General features: G+C 51.3%; 21 protein-coding genes. 5 read left to right on the plus strand and 16 right to left on the minus strand.

Features of this window, described 5'->3' with window-relative positions; genetic code table 11:
• Positions 1-35 precede the first annotated feature (35 nt).
• The 11 genes from BOC67_RS24000 to BOC67_RS24050 form a co-directional block, all read right to left on the minus strand.
• Complete coding sequence (locus tag BOC67_RS24000) at positions 36-2,405, minus strand: glycoside hydrolase family 95 protein (RefSeq protein WP_291914568.1); 2,370 nt, start codon at positions 2,403-2,405, stop codon at positions 36-38.
• 199 nt (positions 2,406-2,604) lie between these two features.
• Positions 2,605-3,741, minus strand: a complete 1,137-nt coding sequence (locus BOC67_RS24005; RefSeq protein WP_291914569.1) for an FAD-binding oxidoreductase — start codon at positions 3,739-3,741, stop codon at positions 2,605-2,607.
• 10 nt (positions 3,742-3,751) lie between these two features.
• Positions 3,752-4,552 (minus strand): SDR family NAD(P)-dependent oxidoreductase, encoded by an 801-nt coding sequence (locus BOC67_RS24010; protein WP_291914570.1) that lies wholly within the window; start codon positions 4,550-4,552, stop codon positions 3,752-3,754.
• Positions 4,553-4,731: 179 nt separating this feature from the next.
• Entirely contained in the window at positions 4,732-5,991 is a 1,260-nt protein-coding gene (ilvA, locus tag BOC67_RS24015) for a threonine ammonia-lyase IlvA (RefSeq protein WP_291914571.1), read from the minus strand.
• Positions 5,992-6,048: 57 nt separating this feature from the next.
• Entirely contained in the window at positions 6,049-7,092 is a 1,044-nt protein-coding gene (gene ilvC / locus BOC67_RS24020) for a ketol-acid reductoisomerase (protein ID WP_291914572.1), read from the minus strand.
• A gap of 78 nt (positions 7,093-7,170) precedes the next feature.
• Positions 7,171-7,707, minus strand: a complete 537-nt coding sequence (gene ilvN, locus BOC67_RS24025) for an acetolactate synthase small subunit (RefSeq protein ID WP_291914573.1) — start codon at positions 7,705-7,707, stop codon at positions 7,171-7,173.
• A 49-nt stretch (positions 7,708-7,756) separates the two neighbouring features.
• Positions 7,757-9,508 (minus strand): biosynthetic-type acetolactate synthase large subunit, encoded by a 1,752-nt coding sequence (ilvB, locus tag BOC67_RS24030; RefSeq protein WP_367115588.1) that lies wholly within the window; start codon positions 9,506-9,508, stop codon positions 7,757-7,759.
• The gene (gene ilvD, locus BOC67_RS24035; RefSeq protein ID WP_291914574.1) at positions 9,474-11,153 is read right to left on the minus strand and encodes a dihydroxy-acid dehydratase; all 1,680 of its coding nucleotides are present in this window, start codon (positions 11,151-11,153) and stop codon (positions 9,474-9,476) included. Before ilvD ends, ilvB begins: the two co-directional genes overlap by 35 nt.
• A 313-nt stretch (positions 11,154-11,466) precedes the next feature.
• Positions 11,467-12,369 (minus strand): branched-chain amino acid transaminase, encoded by a 903-nt coding sequence (locus tag BOC67_RS24040; protein WP_291914575.1) that lies wholly within the window; start codon positions 12,367-12,369, stop codon positions 11,467-11,469.
• A gap of 556 nt (positions 12,370-12,925) precedes the next feature.
• Positions 12,926-14,017 carry a phosphotransferase enzyme family protein gene (locus tag BOC67_RS24045; protein ID WP_367115589.1) on the minus strand — a complete coding sequence of 364 codons (1,092 nt, stop codon included), beginning with the start codon at positions 14,015-14,017 and terminating at the stop codon, positions 12,926-12,928.
• Entirely contained in the window at positions 14,008-14,910 is a 903-nt protein-coding gene (locus BOC67_RS24050) for a sugar phosphate nucleotidyltransferase (protein ID WP_291914577.1), read from the minus strand. The genes BOC67_RS24045 and BOC67_RS24050 overlap by 10 nt, the downstream gene beginning before the upstream one ends.
• Positions 14,911-15,042: 132 nt before the next feature.
• On the opposite strand from BOC67_RS24050, the gene BOC67_RS24055 reads away from it, so the two are divergent.
• The 3 genes from BOC67_RS24055 (at position 15,043) to BOC67_RS24065 (ending at position 18,177) form a co-directional block, all read left to right on the plus strand.
• The gene (locus tag BOC67_RS24055; protein WP_291914578.1) at positions 15,043-16,383 is read left to right on the plus strand and encodes an alpha-L-fucosidase; all 1,341 of its coding nucleotides are present in this window, start codon (positions 15,043-15,045) and stop codon (positions 16,381-16,383) included.
• A 101-nt stretch (positions 16,384-16,484) separates the two neighbouring features.
• The gene (locus BOC67_RS24060) at positions 16,485-17,384 is read left to right on the plus strand and encodes a 1-aminocyclopropane-1-carboxylate deaminase/D-cysteine desulfhydrase (RefSeq protein WP_291914579.1); all 900 of its coding nucleotides are present in this window, start codon (positions 16,485-16,487) and stop codon (positions 17,382-17,384) included.
• 64 nt (positions 17,385-17,448) lie between these two features.
• Positions 17,449-18,177 (plus strand): hypothetical protein, encoded by a 729-nt coding sequence (locus tag BOC67_RS24065; RefSeq protein ID WP_291914580.1) that lies wholly within the window; start codon positions 17,449-17,451, stop codon positions 18,175-18,177.
• 37 nt (positions 18,178-18,214) lie between these two features.
• On the opposite strand, the gene BOC67_RS25410 is transcribed toward BOC67_RS24065, so the two are convergent.
• From BOC67_RS25410 to lipB, 3 genes are all read right to left on the minus strand, one after another.
• Complete coding sequence (locus tag BOC67_RS25410; protein ID WP_367115590.1) at positions 18,215-18,805, minus strand: DUF6169 family protein; 591 nt, start codon at positions 18,803-18,805, stop codon at positions 18,215-18,217.
• Complete coding sequence (locus BOC67_RS24070) at positions 18,747-18,977, minus strand: hypothetical protein (RefSeq protein WP_291914581.1); 231 nt, start codon at positions 18,975-18,977, stop codon at positions 18,747-18,749. The genes BOC67_RS25410 and BOC67_RS24070 overlap by 59 nt, the downstream gene beginning before the upstream one ends.
• A gap of 452 nt (positions 18,978-19,429) precedes the next feature.
• Positions 19,430-20,131 (minus strand): lipoyl(octanoyl) transferase LipB, encoded by a 702-nt coding sequence (lipB, locus tag BOC67_RS24075; RefSeq protein WP_291914583.1) that lies wholly within the window; start codon positions 20,129-20,131, stop codon positions 19,430-19,432.
• A 66-nt stretch (positions 20,132-20,197) separates the two neighbouring features.
• On the opposite strand from lipB, the gene BOC67_RS24080 reads away from it, so the two are divergent.
• Positions 20,198-21,292, plus strand: a complete 1,095-nt coding sequence (locus BOC67_RS24080) for an RluA family pseudouridine synthase (RefSeq protein WP_291914585.1) — start codon at positions 20,198-20,200, stop codon at positions 21,290-21,292.
• 151 nt (positions 21,293-21,443) lie between these two features.
• Complete coding sequence (locus BOC67_RS24085) at positions 21,444-23,114, plus strand: gliding motility-associated C-terminal domain-containing protein (RefSeq protein WP_291914587.1); 1,671 nt, start codon at positions 21,444-21,446, stop codon at positions 23,112-23,114.
• Here BOC67_RS24085 and BOC67_RS24090 read toward each other — a convergent pair.
• The gene (locus BOC67_RS24090) at positions 23,111-24,058 is read right to left on the minus strand and encodes a hypothetical protein (RefSeq protein ID WP_291914589.1); all 948 of its coding nucleotides are present in this window, start codon (positions 24,056-24,058) and stop codon (positions 23,111-23,113) included. The genes BOC67_RS24085 and BOC67_RS24090 overlap by 4 nt on opposite strands.
• Before the next feature lie 121 nt (positions 24,059-24,179).
• Complete coding sequence (locus BOC67_RS24095; RefSeq protein WP_291914592.1) at positions 24,180-25,043, minus strand: anti-sigma factor; 864 nt, start codon at positions 25,041-25,043, stop codon at positions 24,180-24,182.
• Positions 25,044-25,048 lie beyond the last annotated feature (5 nt).

Below are 25,048 nucleotides of genomic sequence, written 5' to 3' on the forward strand. Positions count from 1 at the left end.
TTAACAAAAAATGCAACATTTGATACCCATATCATTTACTGAATGATACCATTGAGCGCTACTGTCTGGCCTTTGGCGGGATTCACCGTCACGGATCTTCCTTTATACGTGACCGTTACCCTGCCGCCGTTTGCGCTCCTGAGGCTCGCTGATTTCAACTGATGGTTTTGCCATGCCATGGTAATTTCGTAACCTCCGCGGGCCTTTATGCCACTGATGCTGCCGGTAGCCCAGGCGGCGGGCAGGGCGGGCAGGAGCTCGATGTTGCCGTCTTCGCTTTGGAGGAGGGCTTCCGTCATGCCGGCGGCGCTGCCGAAGTTGCCATCTATCTGGAACGGCGGATGATCGTCGAACAGGTTGCTGTAGATGGATTTTTTAAACAGGGCCTGGATGTTTTCGAAGACCTTTTCCCCCTCGTGCAGGCGGGCGTAGAAATTAATGATCCACGCGCGGGACCAGCCCGTGTGGCCGCCACCGTGAGAGAGGCGGTATTCCAGCGTTTTGCGGGCGCCGTTGTAGAGTTCCGGCGTATGCGGGTTTATCTGCGTGCCGGGATAGAGGCCAAACAGGTGGGAGATGTGCCGGTGGCCGGGTTCCGCTTCCTCATAATCTTTGATCCACTCCATGATGCGGCCGTCCTTCCCGAGGCGGGTAGGCGGCAGCTGGCGGATGACCTGCTGCATCGTGTCCGCAAAGGCGGCGTCCCGTTTCAGTATATGTGCGGCCGTTATATAGCGGGTGAGGAACTCGCGTATTATCTGGTTATCCATGGTGGGGCCGTAGGTCAGCGACTGCCCTTTGCCGGTATTGGGGTCGATGAAGGAATTTTCCGGGGAATAAGCCGGGGCAGTTACCAGGTAGCCTTCCGGGCTTTTCACGAGGAAATCTTTGATGAAGCGGGCATGGGATGCCATGGCCGGAAAAGCCGTATCCGCCAGGAACGGGAGGCTGCGGTTATAATCGTAATGGTCCCAGTAATGCAGGAGCGTCCACGTGGTGCCCATTGGGAAGGTACCGTAGTGCAATTCGTTTTGCAGGCCGGTTTTCCCGAAGGCGTCCGTGGCGTGGTGGAGCGTCCAGCCGCGGGCGCCGTACATTTTGGCGGCGGTGATGGCGCCTTCCGGAATGATGTTATTGATGAAGTTCACCAGCGGGGACACGGTTTCCGGGAGGTTGCCGGTTTCCGCCTGCCAGTAGTTCATCTGGAGGTTGATGTTGGTATGGAAGTCCGACTGCCAGGGCGCGTTGATATGATTATTCCAGATGCCCTGCAGGTTGGCCGGCAGCTTGCCCGGCGCGCGGGAGGAGCCGATGAGCAGGTACCTGCCGTATTGGAACAGCAGCGTGGTGAGGTATGGATCGTAGGCGCCTGCCTGTACTTTTTTCAAGCGCTCGTCCGTAGGGAGGTTTTGCGCATCGCCGGCGAGGTGGAACTGCACTCGGTTCATGAGGGCGGCATGGTCCTTTACATGGTCGGCCAGGAGTTGGGCGTAGGCGGGCAGTGGCGCTTTATCCAGGAGGTCTGCGGGATTTACGGCATCGTTGAAGGAGAGATGCTGGAAATCGTAGTTCGTAGCGGCATCCACCACGAGGAGGACGGCCGTGGCGTTGGTAATCTTCAGGCTGTCCGCCTGGGCGTTGATGCGGCCGCCTTCGTTGATAACCGTGACGGCGCCGGCGAATCGCATATGCTTACCTTCCGGCCCCTGGTTCGGGTCTTTATCTTCGATTTGCCCGGTGAGGAGGATGCGGCGGGTACCGTCCGTACGGGTGGAGCAGTCCTTATACTGGTTGTTGGCGCCTTTGCTATCGTCCGGGCGGGTGAGGAATACCGTGGTGTTGATGGCGCCAGCTTTGCTGGCACTGAGTTTTATAAATATTTTATTAGCCGGGGCAGATGCGAAAGCCTGTTGCGTGTAGGTGACGCCGTTACTGCTGTAACGGCTCGTAACCACGCCGGTAGTGAGGTCCAGTTCTCTTTTATAGTTCGTGTATTCCTTAACGCTATGCAGCAGGTTCACGTTCATGAACGTTTGATAGGAGCGGAAGTTGCGCAGGAGCGTATGGGAATTTTCCGCGTTGACGGCGATCATATTCGGCCGGGCGAGTTGGACGGCTTCCGCGTTTTTACCGGCAAAGAGGAGCTGCCTTACGGAGTCGAGTACACGAAGGCTGTTAGGGTTGGCATCGTTGTAATGGACACCGGCCCAGAGGCTTTCCTCGTTGACCTGGATGGTTTCGGATTGCGGATGGCTGTACACCATAGCGCCGAGGCGGCCGTTGCCTATAGGCAGGGCTTCCATCCATTTGGTGGCGGGCTGTTTGTACCAGAGCTGTAAGGGAAGTTTTTGTTGCGCGTACGTGGAGCCGCCTGCCAACAGGGCAATAAATAGTATCTTTTTCATTAGTGGCTAATAATATCTTGCTAACAAAATAGGCAAAATAAAAAGCCAGTGCAATAGCGGGTGAAAAGGGTATCAGGATGAGGGAGGATAGGATCAGAGGCAGACCGGAAAGCAGTCAGCCTCCGGGTTTTATTGTTTATCCGGCTTTTGCTGCATGTTTTTCATGGCAGTTTTCAGCTCGTCAAACAAGATCATTTGGCTACCGCACGGCCATCTCCGCCAGCATCTCCCCTACCTTAGACCCAATGGCTACCCCCATTCCACCCATTCTTACGCCTACAATTACGTTGGGTGAATGGTGTTGAATGATTGGCTGTTTGGTTTTACCAAATGCCATAATACCCGTCCAGCGGTCAGCAATAGTGAAAGGCGTATCCGGTAGGATAACGGTGCGCAGCAATTCTTCTAACTGATGCTGAATACGGTTGTTGTATTCAAAATCCGTGGTGCTTTCACCCTGGAAGTCCAGCTGCCGGCCGCCACCAAAGAGTACCCGCCCTTCCAGCTCCCGGAAATAATAGTATCCTTCTTCAAAATGGAAAATCCCTTTGAAGCGGAGGTTGGGAATAGGATTGGTGAGCAGCACCTGTCCGCGACCCGGCATTATATCTTCTGTAGCGGGCAATAGTTGTTTGGTGAAAGCGTTGGTGCAAATGATCAGTTTGCGTGCGGAGAAAACCAGTTCTTCTTTCAGCAGTACATGCGGCACTACCACGTTTACACCTGTTCCCAGGTCTTCTACCCGGGCTACTTCGGCGCCTGTTTTTACTTCCACGCCTACACGCAGGCAAAGGTCGATGAGGCTGCGCATCATTTTCCCGGTATGCAGTTCTCCCTCGTAGGTATTGCTGACAACGGCTTTTACCACGTTGGTATTGAATCCGAAGGTATGTAGTTTATTGTTGGCCAGGGTAAAAGCTTTTTGCGGGAAGAAGTTGCCCAGGAGGCTATTGACGGTATCCATTTGCCGGAGCGCCCATTCGTCGTGCGGGGTAATGAGTTCATAGCTGCCGTTTTCCGTGTAGGCGATGGCGTGATCCCCCAGGCGCTGGCGCAGCAGCTGCAGCCCTTCGTAGCGGAGTTTGACGAGGTGTAGTACTTCCTGCTCCGGCATAGTTTGCAGGTCCGCCAATATTTCAGTGAGGCTGCCGATGCAGGCAAAGCCTGCATTTTTAGTACTGGCGCCGGTGGGCAGTATGGCCCTTTCCAGCACCAGTACCCTTGCACTTTCGTCTGCCTCTTTCAGACTGATGGCGGTGGACAGGCCGACGATGCCGCTGCCGACGATGATGTAATCGTATTGGAGGAGGGACTGTTTTTCCCAGTAGCTGAGCATGAGATTGAATTTATACCGTACCTACAGAACCACCGTCCACCCGGAAGACGGCGCCGGTGATAAACGACGCCTGTCCGGACGCCAGGAAAGCCACGATACCGGCCGATTCTTCCATGGCGCCGGCGCGGCCCAGCGACTGGTACGGCCGGTTTTCCTTCAGGAATTTACGGGCAGCTTCTTCCCGGGTAGTGCCGGCTTCTTCGGCCATTTTATCCAGCATGTTATCCAGCAGCGGCGTGCGGATGAAGGCGGGGGAAACGGTGTTTACGAGGATGTTATCCTTGCCGTAAGCCATGGACAAGGTTTTGGAATAATTGTTCAGGGCGGCTTTGGTAGCGTTGTAATGCCCCATCATCGGATCCGGCTGTACGGCGTTTTCCGAGGAGATGTTGATGATGCGTCCGCCTTTTTCCTTCAGCATCACGGGGATTACGAGGTTGGTGAGTTCCACCACGCCAAAGAAATTCACTTCGAAGATATAGCGCCACTGGTCCAGCGTAATATCCGCTATGGGGGCGAATGTATCGATGGTGCCGGCATTGTTGACGAGGATATCGATACGGCCGTAGCGGTGCAGGGCTGCGGCCACCAGCTGTTCCAGGTCTGCTTTTTTGCTCATGTCCGCCGCTACAGCTGTTACATCGTAACCGGAGAGGCGCAGCGTGGCGGCGGTATCTTCCACTTCGTCCGCATTGCGGGCGCTGATCACCACTTTGGCTCCTTCCTTCAGCAGCGCTTCCGCGATGGCTTTCCCGATGCCTTTGCTGCCACCGGTAACGATGGCTACTTTTCCGTTTAACTTGAGGTCCATATGATTAGGATTTTGAGAGATGATATTCTAAGCTAGTAAAAAATTTCCTGTTTCCGAGGGATGGCGCCGGGGGAAAAGCCGGTGAGGCTAAATGCGGCAGCTGCTCTTGTCGCGCTGAAAAAAAAATGGCTGCCCGAAAGCAGCCATCTCTTTTGATCAATCAGCAGTAAAAAAATCTCTTATACGAGGTAACCGAAGAGGTTATCGTCTTTATTCAGTTCGGTAAAGTTCAGGTTGTACTTGCGGAAGTTGGCGATGAGTACATCGTAGTCTTCCTTCCTGCCGAGCTCAATGCCGATGAGGGCCGGACCGGATTCCTTGTTGTGCTTCTGGATGTATTCGAAGCGGGTGATATCATCGTTGGGGCCGAGCACGTGATTCAGGAAGTCTTTCAGGGCGCCGGGGCGCTGGGCGAAACGTACAATAAAGTAGTGTTTCAGGCCTTCGTACAGGAGGGATCTTTCCTTGATTTCCTGCATGCGGTCGATATCGTTGTTGCTGCCGCTGATGACGCATACGACTTTCTTTCCGCGGATTTCGCCGGCAAAATCGTCGAGCGCCGCGATGGACAAAGCGCCGGCCGGTTCTACCACGATGGCGTCTTCGTTGTATAATTTGAGGATGGTGGAGCAAACTTTACCTTCGTTGACGAGGTGCATTTTTTCCAGCACTTCCTTACAGATGTCATAGTTGAGTGTGCCTACGCGTTTTACCGCTGCGCCGTCTACAAACCTTTCGATTTCGTTGAGGGTAACGGGGCTGCCGTTTTCCAGTGCGCGGAGCATGGAGGGCGCGCCTTCCGGCTCTACACCGATGATGCGGGTTTGCGGGCTGTAGGTCTGGAAATAGGTTCCCACGCCGGCAGCGAGGCCGCCGCCGCCTACGGGTACAAAGAGGAAGTCGATGTTTTGCTGGTCTTCCAGTATTTCCACGGCTACCGTTCCCTGGCCTTCAATAATTTTTGGGTTATCGAATGGGGGGATAAAGGTCATACCTTCTGCTTTGGTGAATGCCTGCGCTTCGGCGGAGCAGTCATCGAAGGTATCTCCTACGAGGCGTATTTCGATGTTATCCCCACCGAACATACGCACCTGTGTAACTTTTTGTTTGGGTGTGATGATAGGCATGAATACCACGCCTTTAATGTTCATTGCTTTACATGCATAGGCAAAGCCCTGTGCATGGTTACCGGCGCTGGCGCAGGTAACGCCTTTGGCCAGCAATTCGGCCGGAAGGCTGCTAATCAGGTTATATGCCCCACGCAATTTATAAGAACGTACAATTTGCATATCCTCTCTTTTCAGGTACACATCGCAGTTATAACGGCGGGAGAGGGTTGCAGAATAAGTGAGCGGAGTGCGGTTAACAACCGGCTTGAGTTTGACAGCCGCATCCAGTATGTTAAGCGGGCTGACGCCCGGGGAAGTATTGGTGGACATAAAATAGAAAAGATTTGAAAACAGGTTGCGGAAAGTTCCGCAACCTGTTATAGTATATTACGCATTAGGGCGCAGCTTGCGTACAGCGGCGCCTGCCTGCCACATTTCGCTTTCGCGCAGTTCTTTCAGTTCTTCGTTCAGTTTCTCGCGGTAGTCAGGAGTACTGTTGGAAGCGATAGAACGGGCAGCTTCTTTACCTTCGGCAACTGATTTGTACAGTTCATCGAATACAGGCTGGGTAGCTTCTTTGAACTTCTTCCACCAGTCGAGCGCACCGCGCTGAGCAGTAGTAGAGCAGTTAGCGTACATCCAGTCCATACCGTTTTCAGCCACCAGTGGCATGAGGGACTGCGTCAGCTCTTCAACGGTTTCGTTGAAAGCTTCAGATGGAGAGTGACCATTTTTACGCAGTGTTTCGTATTGGGCAGCGAAGATACCCTGGATACAACCCATCAGGGAACCGCGTTCGCCGGTGAGGTCGGAGTAAACTTCTTTTTTGAAATCTGTTTCGAACAGGTAGCCGGAACCAACGCCGATACCCAGTGCTACAACGCGTTCTTTAGCGCGGCCGGTAGCGTCCTGGAAGATCGCGTAGCTGGAGTTCAGACCCTGGCCAGCCAGGAACAGGCGGCGCAGGGAAGTACCGGAACCTTTAGGAGCTACGAGGATCACATCTACATCAGCAGGAGGAATGATACCGGTCTGCTCTTTGTAAGTGATACCAAAACCGTGAGAGAAGTACAGCGCTTTACCCGGAGTCAGGTGTTTTTTCAGCGTAGGCCACAGGGTGATCTGACCAGCATCAGACAGGAGGAACTGAATGATAGTACCTTTCGCAGCTGCTTCTTCAATGTCAAACAGTGTTTCGCCTGGTACCCAGCCGTCAGCAACAGCTTTATCCCAGGTTGCAGAGTTTTTACGTTGACCAACGATTACGTTGAAGCCGTTATCTTTCAGGTTCAGTGCCTGGCCTGGGCCCTGCACACCGTAACCGATAACTGCAATCACTTCGTTTTTCAGCACTTCCCTAGCTTTTTCCATAGGGAATTCTTCTCTGGTTACTACTTCTTCGAGTACGCCGCCAAAATTGATGGTTGCCATGTTGTGTTTTTTTTGCATTGGCCTTCAGCTAATGCGATAGGCCGGTTGTGAATTGTGAATGAATATTATTTTTTCCGATTAATAGCTGGCTACTGTTTTATCCAGTTCTTTGAGATGTTCGTGGAATCGACGGCTCCACTTGACAATCGCTACGCGCCCGCTCTTAGTATATTCTATCAGTCCATACGGCTCGAGCTTTTTGATGAAATCAATCAGCTCCTGCTGGTGGCCTGTTTTTTCGATCACGAAGTAGTCGGCAGTGATGGTGAGAATGCGCGCATTATTCTCGCGGATCAGCCTTTCTACATCCCCTGCGGTATGCAGGGCTTTGGTAGATATTTTATAAAGTGCCAGTTCCTGGTACACCACCTCGTCTTCTTCGTGTACAAAGGCCCGGTGAATCTCAATCAGCCGCTCGATCTGGCCAACTACCTTGTCCAGTTTTTCGCGTGTAGACATTACCGTTATTACGAACTTGTAGACGCCCGGAATCTCCGTTTCAGCAGTGGTAAGACTGGTGATATTGATCCCCCGGCGGGTGAATATGATGGTGATACGGTTGGTGATCCCTATACGATCTTCCGTATATACCGTAACTGTATATTCCTTTTGCATAATGTTGTTGTGAATTTCTGATAAACAATACGGGTGTTACTGCGTGGTACTACTCGAGGCGAATAGTGGAGACCGGCGTTCCCGCAGGCACCATTGGGAATACGTTGTCTTCTTTTTCCACCACTACTTCCAGCAGGTAAGCGCCGTCGTGCGCGAGCATCTCATCGATGGCGGCAGCCAGGTCTTCCCTTGCGGTAACTTTTTTGCCGGGGATAAAGAACCCTTTGGCAATCTGTATGAAATCAGGATTCACCATTTCGGTGGAAGAGTATCTCTTATCAAAGAACAGTTGCTGCCACTGTCTTACCATCCCGAGGAAGTTGTTGTTCAGGATGACGATTTTGACGCCGATCTGCGACTGGTAGATGGTACCGAGTTCCTGTAAGGTCATCTGGAAACATCCGTCCCCTACTACGGCTACTACCTGTTTGTCCGGCGCTCCCATCTTGGCTCCCATAGCGGCAGGGATGGAGAAGCCCATGGTACCCATACCGCCGGAGGTGATATTGGTATTCGGATTTTTGAAGCGGTAGTAGCGGGAAGCGATCATCTGGTGCTGTCCTACGTCCGTTACGAGGATAGCCTCGCCGTTGGTTTTTTCGGACAGCAGGCGAACGGTTTCCGCCATTTTGATCTCTCCTGATTCAGGATAGAGTTCACGGTGCTGTACCTTATCGTATTCTTTTTTATGACCGAAGCGGAATTCTTCCAGCCATGCGTCGTGCTTAGCCGGCATTATCAGCTGGTTGAGGGCGGTGAGCGCCTCTTTGGCATCTGCATGGATGGCTACGTCCGCGTGGATGATTTTATTGATTTCGGCCGCATCGATTTCGATGTGGATTACTTTTGCCTGGCTGATAAAAGTACTCACGTCGCCGGTTACACGGTCGTCGAAGCGCATCCCTACGGCGATTACCACATCGCATTCGCAGGTGAGCATATTCGGCGCGTAGTTACCATGCATTCCTAACAATCCGCCGTAGAGGGGGTGATCCACCGGAACGGCGGAGAGGCCCAGCAGCGTGGAGGCGACAGGTATCTGCGCTTTTTCGGCCAGTGCGATCAGTTCATTTTCCGCGCCGGCGAGCAATACGCCGTGGCCGCAGAAGATGTAAGGTTTTTTGGCGCTGTTGATCAGTGCGGCGGCAGCGGTTACTGCTTCCTTATCCAGTTCAGGTACCGGCTGGTAGCTGCGGATAAATTCGCATTTGTTGTATTCAAATTCGAAGGTACCTACCTGGGCGTTCTTGGTAATATCCACCAGCACCGGGCCGGGGCGGCCGCTGCGGGCGATATAGAAGGCTTTGGCGATGGCGGCTGGAATATCTTCCTGCCGGGTAACCTGTATATTCCATTTAGTGATAGGCATGGTGATGCCGATCACGTCTGTTTCCTGAAAAGCGTCAGTACCCAGTAAGGAGGCTGCCACCTGACCGGTGATGCAGACCAGCGGCGTACTGTCCATATAAGCATCTGCCAGCCCTGTTACCAGGTTGGTAGCGCCGGGGCCGGATGTAGCAAACGCCACACCTACCTTGCCGGAAGCGCGGGAATATCCCTGTGCGGCGTGTGTCGCACCTTGTTCGTGCCTCACCAGGATATGATGCACCTGATCCTGGAAGTCGTACAGGGCGTCATAGATTGGCATGATTGCACCACCGGGATAACCGAAGATGGTATCTACCCCTTCCGCTATCAGCGAACGGATAACCGCTTCTGATCCGGTGATTACAGGTTTAACGGCTGACCGCTTATCGGCTTCTGTCTCAGCCTTCATCGGTAACACATCCTTCTGTTGCATTTTTTACAAGTTTTGCGTACTTAAATAAGATTCCATTGGATGCTTTCAATGCAGGCTGTACCCACTTAGCGCGGCGTGCGGTTAGTTCTTCATCGCTCACTTCTACATTGATGGTGTTGTTCACTGCATCTATTTCGATTATATCGTCGTCCTGAACGAGGGCGATCGTACCTCCTTCAAAAGCTTCCGGGGTAATGTGGCCTACCACGAAACCGTGGGTACCTCCGGAGAAGCGGCCGTCGGTGATGAGGGCAACGCTTTTGCCGAGGCCTACGCCCATGATAGCGGAGGTAGGTTTCAGCATTTCAGGCATGCCTGGCGCGCCTTTGGGGCCTACCTGGCGGATCACCACCACGTCGCCGGATTTAACACGGCCGGACTGGATGCCGGCGATCAGTTCAAACTCCCCGTCGAATACGCGGGCAGGACCTTTGAAACGTTCGCCTTCCTTACCGGTGATTTTGGCAACGGAGCCCTGTGTGGCGAGGTTGCCGTATAATATCTGGATATGACCGGACTCTTTGAGTGGTTTTTCCAGCGGAACAATGATATCCTGGGAGCTGAAATCAATATCGGGGATTGATTCCAGGTTTTCGGCGATGGTTTTACCTGTTACGGTGATGCAGTGGCCATGGAGGCGACCGGCTTTCAGCAGGTATTTCATCACCAGGGGCACGCCGCCGATGTTGTGGAGGTCTTCCATGAGGTATTTACCGCTTGGCTTGAGGTCTCCGATCAGCGGGGTGGCATCGCTGATGCGTTGGAAATCTTCCAGCGTTAATTGCACGCCTACGGATTTGGCAACGGCGATGAGGTGCAGTACGGCGTTGGTACTTCCACCCAGTGCGATTACGACGGTGATAGCATTTTCGAATGCTTCCTTGGTCATGATATCGCGTGGTTTAATATCTTTTTCGAGGAGCAGGCGGATGTATTTACCAGCGGCCTGGCATTCGTCCTTTTTCTCCTGGCTCAACGCGGGGTTGGATGAGCTGTAAGGCAGGCTCATACCGAGTGCTTCAGCAGCGGAAGACATGGTATTGGCGGTGTACATACCTCCGCAGGCGCCGGCGCCCGGGCAGGCGTTGTGGATGATGCCTTTAAAGTCTTCTTCGGCGATGGTTCCGGCCATTTTCTGGCCCAGCGCTTCGAAGGCGGAGATGATGTTGAGGTCCTGGCCTTTCCATTTACCGGGAGCGGTAGTACCGCCGTAGATCATGATGCCGGGGCGGTTGAGGCGGCCCATGGCCATGAGGGAACCGGGCATGTTTTTATCGCAGCCGGGAACGGTGATTACCGCATCATAATATTGTGCGCCAACAACGGTTTCAATAGAGTCAGCAATCAGATCGCGGCTAACGAGGGAGTAACGCATACCTGCGGTACCGTTGCTAATACCATCGCTCACGCCAATGGTGTGGAAGTTGAGTCCGACCAGTCCGTTTTCCCAGACGGCGGCTTTGACTACTTTAGCGAGGTCGTTGAGGTGCATATTACAGGGATTGCCATCATAGCCCATGCTCACCACGCCTACCTGAGCTTTTTTCAGATCTTCGTCTGTCAGCCCGATAGCGTGCAGCTGCGCTTGTGCAGCTGGTTGCGTAGGATCCTGCGTGATCGTTTTGCTGTACTTGTTCAATTCCATTGCTGTTGTTTTGTTAGTGGTGATTACCAACGGTTTATAGTAATCCTATTTTAAAAGTTGGTTTAAAATTAGAAGGTGAATGTGTGATAGTCAAACTAAGAATTCATCTAATACCGGTCTTCAAATTTGGCCTTCTTGCCCGCAAACCCTTTCTGGACAGGGATTTTCACTTTTCGGTTTTACGGTCTTCAAAAAAAACAGAAGGCATTCAGTACGAATCATAAAGCTAATTACATTGACTGAAGCGCAGTTAACAGTATGGCGGCCGTTAAAACTCCGGTGTGTTCATACTCAATGCCTTCTGTAGAGAGATTTATGCTAATTGTTCAGCGCGTTCGAATTCTTTTTCCAGCACCCTTGCTTTATAAGCCTGTTGCAGCACTTTACCGAGGGATTGGGCCCATGGTTTGCCGAAAGGCTGACCATCGAGGGATTCCAGACCAACTACTTCTGCAGCGGTACCGCAGAACCATGCTGCGTCAGCTTTTTTCAGTTCGTCGATGGTAAAGAGTTTTTCTTCGATGGGAATGTTGAGTTCGTGGCACAGCTCAATAACGGTGGCGCGGGTGATGCCTGGGAGGATGGAGCCTGGAGGAGGAGTGTACACTTTGCCGTCTTTTTCAAAGAAAACGTTGGCGCCGGGGCCTTCTGCTACAAATCCCTGCTGATCCAGGAGCAGTCCTTCGTCGTAGCCTTTTTCCTTTGCTTCCTGTGAGGCGAGGATCGAGTTTACATACAGGCCGGCTGATTTAGACTCGATTTTGAATGCTTTAGGATTAGGACGCTCGTAGGAGGAGGTCATGATCTTGAGCAGTTTTTCGCCGAGGTACGCGCCCCATTCCCATGCGCAGATCAGGATATGTGCTTCTGATGCGGCTTTGAGGGTCATGTTTGGCGGACAGAAAACCAGCGGACGGATGTAAGCTTCTTCCATGTTGTTCAGTTCCAACACCTTGTAAGTAGCTTCAATGAGTTCTTCATTGGTCCATTTGAATGGGATGTGGATTAATTCGCAGGAGCGACGGAGACGGTCGTAGTGTTCTTTGGCCTTGAAGATCTTCACTTCGCCGCTGGCAGTTTTGTAGGCGCGGATACCTTCAAATACTGCATATCCATAGTGGAGCGACTGGCCGTACAGGTCTGTAGTAGATTCGGCTGCTTTACGGTATTCACCGTCGATGTAAAGAATGGTGTTGTCGTTGTAATAGCTATACATAAAATTGAAATTATTAGCGTCGTCAAATATGATCCCAAAAAAAAAGCCTTCCTCTTTGCGGAGGAAGGCGTATTTAAGTGTGTTATATGCACGTGGACCTATCCTCCATACTGGTGGCTAATAATGACAACGACAATAATCACGACCTTCGTGATAGCCCAGTTCAACTGTGCAACGATGTGATTAAGTTTGATATTGTCTTTATATACCCACATGGAGGCTGGTGATATTTTTTTCTATCAATACAAAAGTATGGGTGGTTAAAATAAAAAACAACAAAGGGCCAAATATTTCGTCAAAAATTAATTGCTATAAAGGTTTTTGAAAATATTCAAAAAAGAAGTCGATTTGTTAGGCATATTCTAAACAAATCACAAAATCGGTAGACATATAGCAGTAAGATTTTTGTGTAAAAGGGACGGGAAATTGGGGGAAAGGGGCCTGCCGGAGGGGTGGAATCACTGAAATTCCCGCCGGCCTGCCTTCCTGGAAACAGGAAAGCCGTTTCCATTGCGGAAACGGCTTTAAAATAGCTTCATTTCTTTTGTTCACTTTTCTAAACCTGTTCACTGACGTGCAGGCATTTGTCGATGATGGCCTGCAACACATCCTGTTTTTCGATTAACCGCTGCAATAGGATCAGCTGGTTCTTTGCACGGTCAAAATTGTTTGTCGGATACTTGATTGGGTAGTAGACGTCCCCGTTGAGATAATCTGTGAGGAATCTGATACCCTGCATGTAGATCATGAACTTTCCTGCGAAGAACAGTTGTTCTTTTTCCACCTTTGTTAAGGCGCCGCCTATCTCTTCGAGGTATCCCTGCATAAGCGCTTCGAAATACTCTTCGCGGATAACGATCTGGCTGAAATCCCTCTCCTCTTCTGAAACCGGGCAAACATAAGTTCGGATCATGTCCCCCAGGTCGGAGATAATTTTACCGGGCATCAGGGTATCCAGGTCGCACACACATATACCTTCGAATGTATCCTTGTTGAGTAATACGTTGTTGATCTTGGTGTCGTGGTGCATCAGGTGGTCCCTGAATTCCGGATTTGTTTTCAGCTGCTCGTAAGTCACTGCGATGTCGGAGTAGCGGAGGAACTCTTCAATCATCTCTTCTGCTGCTGCCTTCCTTTCTTCAGCGGCGTTGCGTATGGCTTCCTGGAAAGCGGCGTAACGCAGCGTCAGATTGTGGAAGTTCGGAATTGAAGCTTTAAACGGTTTAAGGTCGATGCCCGTAAGGTAATTGGCCAGGCGTCCAAATTGTTTGGCTGCCTCATAAGCCTGCTTCGGGTTATCTGCCTGATCCACCGTCACGGAATCAGCAATAAAGGGGATCATTCGCCAGTATTCGTTGTTCATCACATACAGCTCATCGCCGGTTACGGTGGGGATAGGCGTGATGAACAGATACCCCGGATGATGAATTGCCAGATAATCAGCTGCCATTCTTTGGTTTGCGGCGATAATTCCTGGTTCCCTGAATACGTTCACATTGATTTTCTGTAGAACGTACCTGCTGCCATCCTCTTTCTTTTCGAGCAGAAAAGTGTTGTTGATGTGTCCTGATCCAAATCGTCGGACATTTAATCCTTCAGGCTCAAGTCCGAAAGCCTGAAGGATTAGCTTGTTGGGCATTATTTCCATAAATTGTTGGGATATGCTCCTTTGGCAACCAGCTCATTCAGGCTAGCCTGTACGCCTGGCGCATCCTCTTTGTAGGTTACGCCAAACCATTGAGAGCTGGTAGGCAGCACTTTCACCTTACCTTTACCGCGTTTGATAAACTCGTCGGCAACGATCGGAATGAAAAACTCTGCTTTTGGATTGCTCCGATTGTTTTCCAGGAACTCATAGAACAGGTCCTGGCTCAAATCGAATACGCTGGGATCAAAGCCCCAGAAATTCATGGACACCGGCGTTTCAGGAGAAAGCGGATGTTTGCTGCCATCGGCTTCTTCGTAAACAATAGCGCCATTTTCGGAATAGATTTTCGTACGCTCGTTGATGGCCGACAGGAAGCCGGCGCCATCTACCGCGCACACGCCGCGGGATACGGAACCGTGCTCACTGATCGTTTTGCCCAGTTCATAACCCACTACGCTGTATATATCGGCTTTTGCTTCCCCTTTCAGGAAGTTGGCCATTTTCACAAATGCATCTGCGCCATAGAAGTCATCCGCGTTGATTACCGCAAATGGTTCGTTGATCGCATTCTTTGCACATAAAATTGCATGTGCGGTACCCCATGGTTTGGTCCTGTCCGCAGGTACTTCATATTTACCCACAAAAGAATCCATATCCTGGTACACGTAATCAGTAGCCACACGCCCTTTCAGCTTAGGCTCGAATATCTCCTTGAATTCTGCTGCAAAGCTCTCGCGGATGATAAATACTATTTTACCAAATCCTGCGCGTATTGCATCATAAATAGAGTAATCAATGATAGTTTCACCGCTGGGGCCAAATTGCTGGATTTGCTTCAAACTGCCATAACGACTGGCCATACCGGCCGCCAAAATCAATAAAGTCGGTTGCATTTGTTTGTTTTAGATTTATAATTTTCAATTATTTACCTGAAATAATCGGCGCTAAATTTAATCAATACTTCCTATTTTCACAGTTCTTTTTGTGTTTAACACATATTTCAAAGACTAATTTAATAAGGGACAATGAAGAGACTGATCTTGCTCGGCGCCTGTGCCATGCAGCTTTGCCTCAGCGCAAACGCACAACAGAAAACGAATCCGGCCGACATTAAAGAAAAAATGCAGTGGTTTGCCGATGCCAAACTGGGCATCTTTATCCACTGGGGTATTTATTCCGTTAAAGGCGTTGACGAATCCTGGTCGTTCCACAATAAGAAAATCTCCTATCCTGATTATATGGCTCAGCTAAAAGGATTTACTGCTGAAAAATATAATCCCCGCGAATGGGCGGACCTGATCAGGGAATCCGGCGCCAGGTACGCGGTCATGACCACCAAACACCATGACGGCGTTGCGCTCTGGGATAGTAAATTAAGCAAACTGGATGTGGTAAACAGTACACCGGCAAAAAGAGACGTACTCACTCCCCTTTACGCCGAATTGCGCCGCGATAGCATCAAATGTGGTGCCTATTTTTCGCTGATCGACTGGTCCTACCCGGATTACCCGGGATTTTTGAAGGACAGCAGCCGCTATGACGCAAAGAAAGACCCGGCCAGATGGCAGAAATTCCTGCAGTTCTACGAAGGGCAAATGGCCGAGGTCATGAATAAATTCAACCCCGATCTGTGGTGGTTTGATGGCGACTGGGAACATTCCGCCGAAGAGTGGGAAGCCGCGAAAATGCGCAACATGCTTACCACCCACAACCCGAAAACCATTATCAATGGCCGCCTGCAGGGCTACGGGGACTATGACACGCCGGAACAGAACTTCCCCGTGACCCGCCCCGCCTACCACTGGTGGGAACTCTGCATGACCATCAACAACAACTGGGGCTGGCAGCCGCAGGATACCAACTGGAAAACGCCTTTTGAAATCATCACCATCTTCGTGGATGCGGTGAGCAATGGCGGTAACCTCCTGCTGGACATCGGTCCGAAAGCGGATGGCACCATCCCGGCCGAACAGGTACACGTGCTCAAAGAGCTGGGCGCATGGAATAAGAAGAACGGCGAAGCGGTGTTCAACACCATCGGCGGCCTGCCACTGGGGCACTTCTACGGCCCTACCACCCTCTCAAAGGATTCCACCACCCTCTACCTCTTCCTGCCGGGTAAAACCAGCGGCCAGGTAGTGATCAAAGGACTGGACAACAACATCCAGGACATCTCCGTAGTGGGGAACGGCACCCGGCTGACACATAAAGTAGTGGGTAAAATTTCCTGGAGCCCTGTACCGGGGCTGGTGTACATCGACGTACCGGCGCACGTACAGGATAAGTATGTAACCGTACTGAAAGTAAAACTGGATAAGCCGGTGAAGCTGTACAGAGGCAAAGGCGGCTTCCTGACAGGGGAATAAATTTTATGAGGAACGATACGGCGGCGCAGCGGGATACCCGTTGCGCCGCTGCTTTTTAGGGGTATTGCACTGAAACTTTTACATATCGTACCTTCGCACCCATGCCCGATTACAGCAACATCACACTGGACGCCATCCGCACCGCCGCCATGCCGGCGGGCATCAGCGCTGCCATGCTGCGCCTGGACCTGCTGGATCCGGAGATTTCGGGCAACAAGTGGTTCAAATTAAAATACAACCTGGCAGCCGCCAGGGCCGCCGGCAAAGACACCATCGTCACCTTCGGCGGCGCCTACTCCAACCACATCGCCGCAACGGCCGCCGCCTGCCGGGACGCCGGCCTGCGCGCCATCGGCATCATCCGCGGCCAGGAAATACAGGCGGACAGCAACGCCACCCTCCGCGCAGCCGCTGCCAACGGCATGGAGCTGCGCTTCGTCACCCGGGAAGATTACAAATCCTTGCAGCACGCTTCCGGCGCACGTATGGAGGAAGGGTGGAAAAACGCCTGGATTGTACCCGAAGGCGGGCACAACAGCGAAGGGGCCAGCGGCGCCGGGGAGATTCTCCACGCGCAGCCAACTTTTCCCTATACCCATATATTATGTGCCGTAGGCACAGGAACCACCCTGGCCGGACTTATCAACAGCGCGCTGCCCCATCAGCAGGTGCTGGGCATCAGCGTGCTCAAAGGCGCCGCCGGCCTTAAAGATGACATAGCCGCTCTCCTTCAGCCCGGCCACACCGCGCGCTGGGAGCTGCTGACGGACCACCACGGCGGCGGCTATGGGAAGTTCGCGCCCGCGCAACTGGCCGCCATGAACGAATTCTACGAGGAAACCCGCATCCCCACGGATATTATTTATACCGGCAAGCTTATCATGGCATTTAATACTTTGTTAAAAAGGAATTACTTCCCCGAGGGCAGTAACGTGCTGTTGATCCATACTGGCGGACTTCAGGGCAATAGCTCGCTTCCGCCGGGCACGCTCGCATTTTAAAAAGTGTTCTTTATATTTGACGGGTAGTGTATTTTTGCCAACTTTAAGAGATAGGGTATCAAGTATGAAGCAGATCGTGCAATTTTCAATTGCTATTGGAATAGTTTTATTGACCACCATCCGTGTGAGCGCGCAGAGCCAGGAAGAAATTATGCCGCCGGTATTACCTGAGTTCTCTGCCATCATCAAAACCGGGAAAATATCCCTGGACTGGATTTCAGGATTTCGGGATGTAAAGGAAATTGGCGTACAGCGCTCGCTGGACAGCGTCATCAACTTCAGCACCATCGGATATGCCAACAAAGATACCCGCGGTACCTTCCAGGACAGCAAGCCGCTGCCGGGCACTAACTACTACCGCTTGCTGGTAGTGTTCAACAACGGCCGCTTCTTTTATAGTAAAACCATACTGGCCCAGACGGACAGCTCTTTCCGGGCGGATATGAAGCTGCAATACGCTGATATCAAGGACGCGGCAAAAGGCATGCGCGGCAAGGAACAGGAAAACAAAGAGCCGGAAAGAGTGGTATGGCACCCGTCCAATTATATTTACACCACTGCGGACGGGAATGTGAACATCCGCCTGCCGGAAGCGCCGAAGAAGCACTACAGTATTAAGTTTTATGAATCAAACGGCGCGTTTATCTTCGATATTGAAAAGGTGAAAGCGCCTTTCCTGGTATTGGAAAAGGCTATTTTTTTGCATGCGGGCTGGTTTAATTTTGAGTTGTTTGAGGATGGGAAGCTGAAGGAGAAATGGAACTTTTTTATACCGTTGAATTATAAGATGTAAAGGATATGGAGAAAAGCCGGCGTAATGGCCGGCTTTTTTATTTGGAAATGAGGGTTGGGGTGACAGGGGCGGTTGAAAATCTACCAAGCTGCCAATCTTCATCCGGTATAGGATAAAGCACCTCCTCCGGATAATGATAATCAAGTGTTTTGTAAAATGCATCCATCACATATAGCCGGTTCGGATGGCTGGTATGCATAACAATGGAGGCGTAGATGTCCTGCTGCTGATGATATGGTTTAGAATCATATTTCACCATTTTTGTCTGCCCCTGCCTGAACCATCTCTGAAATAGCCGATGCCTGCCGGATGCCAACCCGCCTGCCGCATCACAGATGTAACACAGGGCATCCGTTGACCTTTCTTTCAGAAACCTGATAATGATAGCCTGAATCGTTGGCCCAACAAGGGAATCCCTATGATTACTCCCTTCTCCCCTGATAGCAGGCGGCTCCCTGGATATATTCAACAACCAGGCCGGCACCTTATTCTGATGGTAATCCGTTAATTCAAATTCACTGAAAACCACCGTGTACAATACCAACGCATTCGTACAAAAACAATGCGTATTAGAGGTCGTACTTACGTAGTAAGTCTTCGGGGCCTTCATAAGGATCAAATTTAACATGGCTCACATCAGCAAACTTAATGTCAGTAAGCATTGACAAGGGAATTCCATTTGCAATAGCGTGAAAAATTCTGCGCTGATCAGAGATCATCACTTCGATTGGGTTCATTTCAGATCGCGGGCGTGGCGGAGCCAGTGGCTCCGGATGTTTTTTGCCAGGAGCGTTTTCCATAAAATGTGATTTAAATGATTATACAATAAATCCATGCAGTGAATGCATTGATCTTACCATTGATTCGGTTTCATGTGTTCCGGCTGTTGACAAACAGCCGTTAAATCAATCCCGTTGGCGTATGAATGGGGATTCGCGCAGCTAAAAATGAAGAAATGGGGGGTGTAACATTACACATAACAATATTATCTTTTTCTACCCGAAGTAACAAAAAACATTTAAAACAGTTTGTTAATAACTGGTTAAAAAATAATATTTAAATAATTGGTTTTAAGTTGATTACAATCTTATCAATTTGATATTTTCCCGTTTAATCCCACGTTCCCGCCAGGGCGCTGCCAATCTCCAACACCCATCGGACATGCCTTCCCCTACCGATACCAGCGGTATCAGCAGGGTTATACTATGCAATAAATACTTTGATTAACGTATAGTCGTTTCCGTGAGTGGGCTCAGGAAACCATCTCCGCTTCGAACACATCCGCGAAATGCTTTACCAGCCGCGCTTTCACCTCTTCCACATCTACATCGCGGCCCAGCTCCCGGTTTAAACTTGCTACCTGCTTGTCTTGTATGCCGCAAGGGATAATATTGCCAAAGTAAGACAACGGGGTGTTGACGTTCAGCGCAAAGCCGTGCATAGTTACCCAGCGGCTGCAACGCACGCCCATCGCGCAGATCTTGCGCGCGCTGGCCTTTACGGCAGGGTCCAGCCAAACGCCGGTTTCACCGGGGGAACGATCGCCGGTTACGCCATAATCGCCGATGGTGTGGATGATGACTTCTTCCAACAACCGTAAATACTTGCCAATGTCCGTGAAGAAATTTTCGAGGTCAAGGATGGGGTAACCTACAATCTGCCCGGGGCCGTGGAAGGTGATATCCCCGCCGCGATTGGTATTTACAAAGCCGATCCCCTGTTCCTGGAGCTGCGCTTCGGTGAGCAACAGGTTTTCGAGGTGGCCGCTTTTTCCCAGGGTGTAAACAGGCGGATGCTCGCAGAACAGCAGGTAATTGGTAGTAGGCTTGGGGCTTACAGCGCCGGCCTTTGACTTAATCTCCACGTTCGCTTTCAGCAGCTGCTCCTGGTAGTCCCATGCCTGCTGATAGTCTATCTTCCCAAGATCCTTAACTACAATCTGTTGCTTACTCATAGCTTTTGCCTTTAGCCCCTGGCTTTTAGCCCGCAAAGATACGTACCTTTGCAAAAATTTGAATCAATGGCTGAAGAATTGCTGGAACTGGAAGATGAGCTGGAAAACGGTGATGGCAGCGAGGAATTATACGAAAAAATCAATATGGTAGTGGACAAAGGCCAGGAGCCTGTCCGTATTGACAAATTCCTCACCGCCCGTATTGAAGGCGCCACCCGCAATAAAATACAACAAGCCCTGGACGGGGAAATGGTACTGGTAAACGATAAGCCGGTAAAATCGAACTATAAGATCCGCCCGCTGGACCACATCGTCGTGTATTCCAACAAAAGCCCGGAAAGCACGGAAGTGGTACCGGAGGAAATGCCGTTGAATATCGTGTACGAAGACGATGATGTAATGGTGATCGATAAACCTGCCGGCATGGTGGTACACCCTGGTTGCGGGAATTACACCGGCACCCTCGTCAATGGCCTCTCCTGGTACCTGGGCGATAAAACCCAGGCCACGGAGCCCGCGCTGCCCCGCTTCGGGCTGGTACACCGCATCGATAAAAATACATCCGGACTGCTCGTGGTAGCGAAGTCCGACAAGGCAATGAACGACCTGGCCAAACAGTTTTTTGACCACACCGTTCACCGCCGCTATATTGCCCTCGTCTGGGGCGACCTGAAAGAGGACGAAGGCACCATCATCGCCCACGTAGGCCGCCATCAGCGCTTCCGCAAGATCATGGACGCCTACCCGGATGGGGAACATGGTAAGGAAGCCATCACCCATTACCGCGTATTGCAACGCTTCAACTACGTAACCCTGGTAGAATGCCGCCTGGAAACCGGCCGCACCCACCAGATCAGGGTACATATGCAGCACATCGGGCACTCCCTCTTCAACGATGATACCTACGGCGGCAACCGCATCGTAAAAGGTACCATCTTCGCCAAATACAAACAATTTGTGGAAAACTGCTTCGAGATCATGCCCCGTCATGCGCTCCACGCACAGCAACTGGGCTTTATCCACCCCCGCACCCGCAAACAGATGTACTTTGAAAGTCAGCTTCCGGAGGACTTTACCACCGTGCTGGAAAAATGGAAACGCTATACCGCCGCACGGCCGCTGGAAGAAAAAGAGGAACCCGGCCAAAAATGGGAAGACTAAACACAATAAAATAATCTGTCGCCCCGATACCCCGCGGGGCGACGCTTTTAAGCTATCCCTCCCTTAAATGCTATTTTCTTAATATTATTTACTGTAATCACATAATTTTTTTTCATAATTTAGGCGACAGATATTTATCCATGTCCCAAACATGAGGAACCTATACGTTGCTGATCGTCCAAACTATTTCAAGCTACTGCCCCAACTGGTGGTATTACTGTTCATTTTACTTCCCGGTATTGGCTATGCGCAGGAATTCACTGCTTCTTCCACCTGTGTGAACGACAGCGTGTACTTCGTGATGAAAAACACTACCGGTGTGGATTCCATGAAATGGTACTTTGGCGATCCCGGCAGCGGCAACCTGGATTCCTCCGCCAACAGAAGGGCCTGGCATATCTACCGCGCCACCGGTACCTATAACGTGACCCTTGTAGCTTACCGGGCGGGCGTACCCACCACTACCCAGCAACCGATCACCATCGTTACGCCGGTGATCTATGACTTTGGCCCGCAGGATGTTACGCTTTGCGAAGGCGGCAGCATGGTGATACAGGGGCCGGTAATACCCGGGGCAAACTACCTCTGGCAGGATAGCTCCACGCAATCCTCCATCCTGGCGGATACCAGCGCTACCTATAAACTGAAGATCGACGGCTGCCTGGTGCCGGATTCGGTGAACGTCTTCTTCACCCCCATTCCTGAAATTGACCTGGGGCCCGACCTCGTGTTGTGTACCAACGAAAATATCCAGCTGGACGCTACTGCGCAAAACTGCACCTACCTCTGGAACAACGGCAGCACAGAACCCACGCTGGACGTGCGTACCAGCGGCACCTATTCCGTAACGGTGAGCCCGGAAGGCTGCCCGCCCATGTTTTTCCAGAAAACCGTGACTTTCACAGGGCCGGAATATCCGTTCTCGTTAGGGGCGGATACTTTGCTGTGCCCGGGCGAGTCCGTAACCCTCGCGCCGAATGTACCCCAGGCTACCCGCTGGTTATGGAGCAACGGCGCCACTACCCCGTCCGTAACGGTACAGGGAGAAGGGCCGGTATGGGCGCTCGTGGAAATCAACCATACCTGCAGCGTAGTGGATACCATACTGCTGGATTACAACCGCTTACGCAAGATTAACCTCGGTAACGATACAACCATCTGCAAAGGAAACTTCCTGGTACTGACCGCTGATTTTGGCAATGGCGTGTACACCTGGCAGGATAATTCCGACCAGGCGACCTACTACGTTACCAAACCCGGTAACTATTACGTACATGCGAAAATTGGCCGCTGCGAATCCTGGGATACTATTTCCGTAACGTTTACGGATACACTCCGGGCGAACCTGGGAATGGATACGGTGTTGTGCCGGGGAGAGGCTTATACCCTTTACCCCCGCGGCGCCGGCGCCAATTACAAATGGCAGGACAGCACCAGCGTGCCTTTTTATACAGTCACCAAAGCAGGATTATACAGCATTACCGGTTATAACGAATGCGGCCGGACGGTGGACAGCGTGGTAGTGAACTACAAGGAGTGTAGCTGCACCATGTATTTCCCCAACGCCTTTACCCCTAACGGAGATGGGCGCAACGATTATTTCAGGCCGGTGTACAAATGCCCGGTCAACCAGTTCCAGATGAGTATTTATAACCGCTGGGGGGAAAGGATCTTCTATACGACCGACCCGCAGGTAGGCTGGCGGGGGACTTTCCAGGGCGAGCCGGTGCAGATGGCCACCTATGTGTACATCGTGGATTATATCGACGGTAACACGATGACGCCGGTGCATATGACCGGCGCCGTGAGCGTGGTATATTAGTTTCCGCTGCGGAAATGGTGGAATTTCGCGATAAAAGCGGCAGTTTCCCTCTTTTTGAAGGCAACATCCCAAGAGCCGGCGTAGGTTACCAGCGCGGGGATCAGCAGGTCGTTCACCTTCGTCATTTGTACATTCATCTGCACATTGAAGTCGAACAGCATGGTTTTGTAGGACAGTGCATACTTCCTTCCTACTATTTCAAAGTTCTCCTTATTGAACCAGGTGATCAGCTCATCGATGACAATTTCTGCCCGGTCGATCCGGCTCAGCCCCGGTTTGGCCTTTGCCGTGAAAACGTAGCAGGGGATGCCGTTTACATAGTTTTCGGATTTGATGGAGAAGTCGTAATAACGCATTACGTCGCTGTTGAAAATGGCGACCTTGTTGCCCACCACCGGCACGCCCCGAACGGGTTTCCCGGGGTTGAATATCAGTTGTTTGAGCTGGGCTTTATGTTTGGCTAGGGAGCCGTTGGAGCGCTCCGGCGTGTTCCCGTTTTCGTCCACACAAACGGTGCCGGTGGTAAAAAACAGGTTGGCGTAGAGTTCCGCGGTGTAGTAATTGTACCGGCCTTTTTTATCGTAGAAGTCGCCCGTAACTTTTTCCTCCTCCACTTTCATCGTGCGGCAGCGCCCTTTCATTTCCTGCGTGGTCGTACTTTTCAGGGAGGCCTGCACCTGTCCTTTCTTATCGTATATGCGGATATCGTTATCGCCGTTGAAGCCAACGAGGCGGAGGTTTTTGAAGGCGCGGTAGAAGGTGGTATCATCTTCCACCCGTTTGATAAAGCTGTTTACGTCGAAGCCAATTTTTTGCGCGGCCACGGTGACCTCATCCAGGTTGATGGTCATGCCCCGGTAGTGGGCAGTATCCTGGGCTTTGAGGGTAAGCATGCAGGCGGATGCTATAACGGTGACGGCTATATGTTTCAGAATTCCGGACATGCTGCAATTTAATGAAATGCAGCAAGTAACAAAGAGAAAGCTGGCAAAAGCGCCTGAAGGGCGCTCTTACCAGCTTTTTGTTTTTTTGGTACTGGGGAGACGTCAGTGCCGCCTGTCCTTATCAACCCGGTATTTTACCGGCAACATACATTTGTTCAAGCGTTGGCTGTGCGGCTCCTCCTTTGTTTTCGAGGGTGACAGCGAACATCTGTACTTTGTCGGTTACCTTCATTTTCTGGAGCAGTTTGGCGGTATCACCCATTTCAAACACACCCATATCTACCGGCTTACCATCTACGATGGCCCAGAGTTGGTATTGTTTGCCGGCGGCAGGTTCAGGCAGGTTATTCACCTTGAGGTACACCTGTTTGTTCTGTGTGTTCCAGAATACGGTAGCTACCGCATCCGGTTTGAGTTTGGTACCTGGCATGTTCACTTTGAGTACTGCTGGATCTTCCATGACGTTCAGGGTTTGTTCCAGCTCTTCCAGCCGGGCCTTGTACTTGTCGTTGGTGGACATGATCGAGTTCTGTGACAGCAGGAGCGCCTGGTATTTGTCTTTATACTCACGGAAGTCTTTCCACTTTTTATAGTAGAAAAAGTTCATGATGATACTGCCGATGAGCAGGATAAATGCTGCTGCGGCAACGACTTTCCAGGATAGGCGTTTTTCGGGGATGAGTGTTTCTTCCATTAGTGTCGCTTTGGGATGCCCCGGCAAGGTGGACGACATACATGTTTGCGCCGAGCCGGAAGCTTCGAGGTTATTGATTTGGTTAAGTAAGCTGTCTTTGATGGCATGATCAGGGGGCAGGTCCTGTGCCGCGACATAGTATTCGAGGGATCTCCGGTATTCTTCAACAGCAGCCAATACTTCCGGGGACTGTAACATAGCGGCTTCCAGCTCCCGGACTTCCTGTTCGGTGGCCATGCCTGTAACATACAGTTCAATAATGCCGGACGATATGACTTTTTGTGCGTCCACTAACG

The organism is Chitinophaga sp. CB10, assembly GCA_001870995.2.
In the GTDB taxonomy this organism is placed as follows: domain Bacteria; phylum Bacteroidota; class Bacteroidia; order Chitinophagales; family Chitinophagaceae; genus Chitinophaga.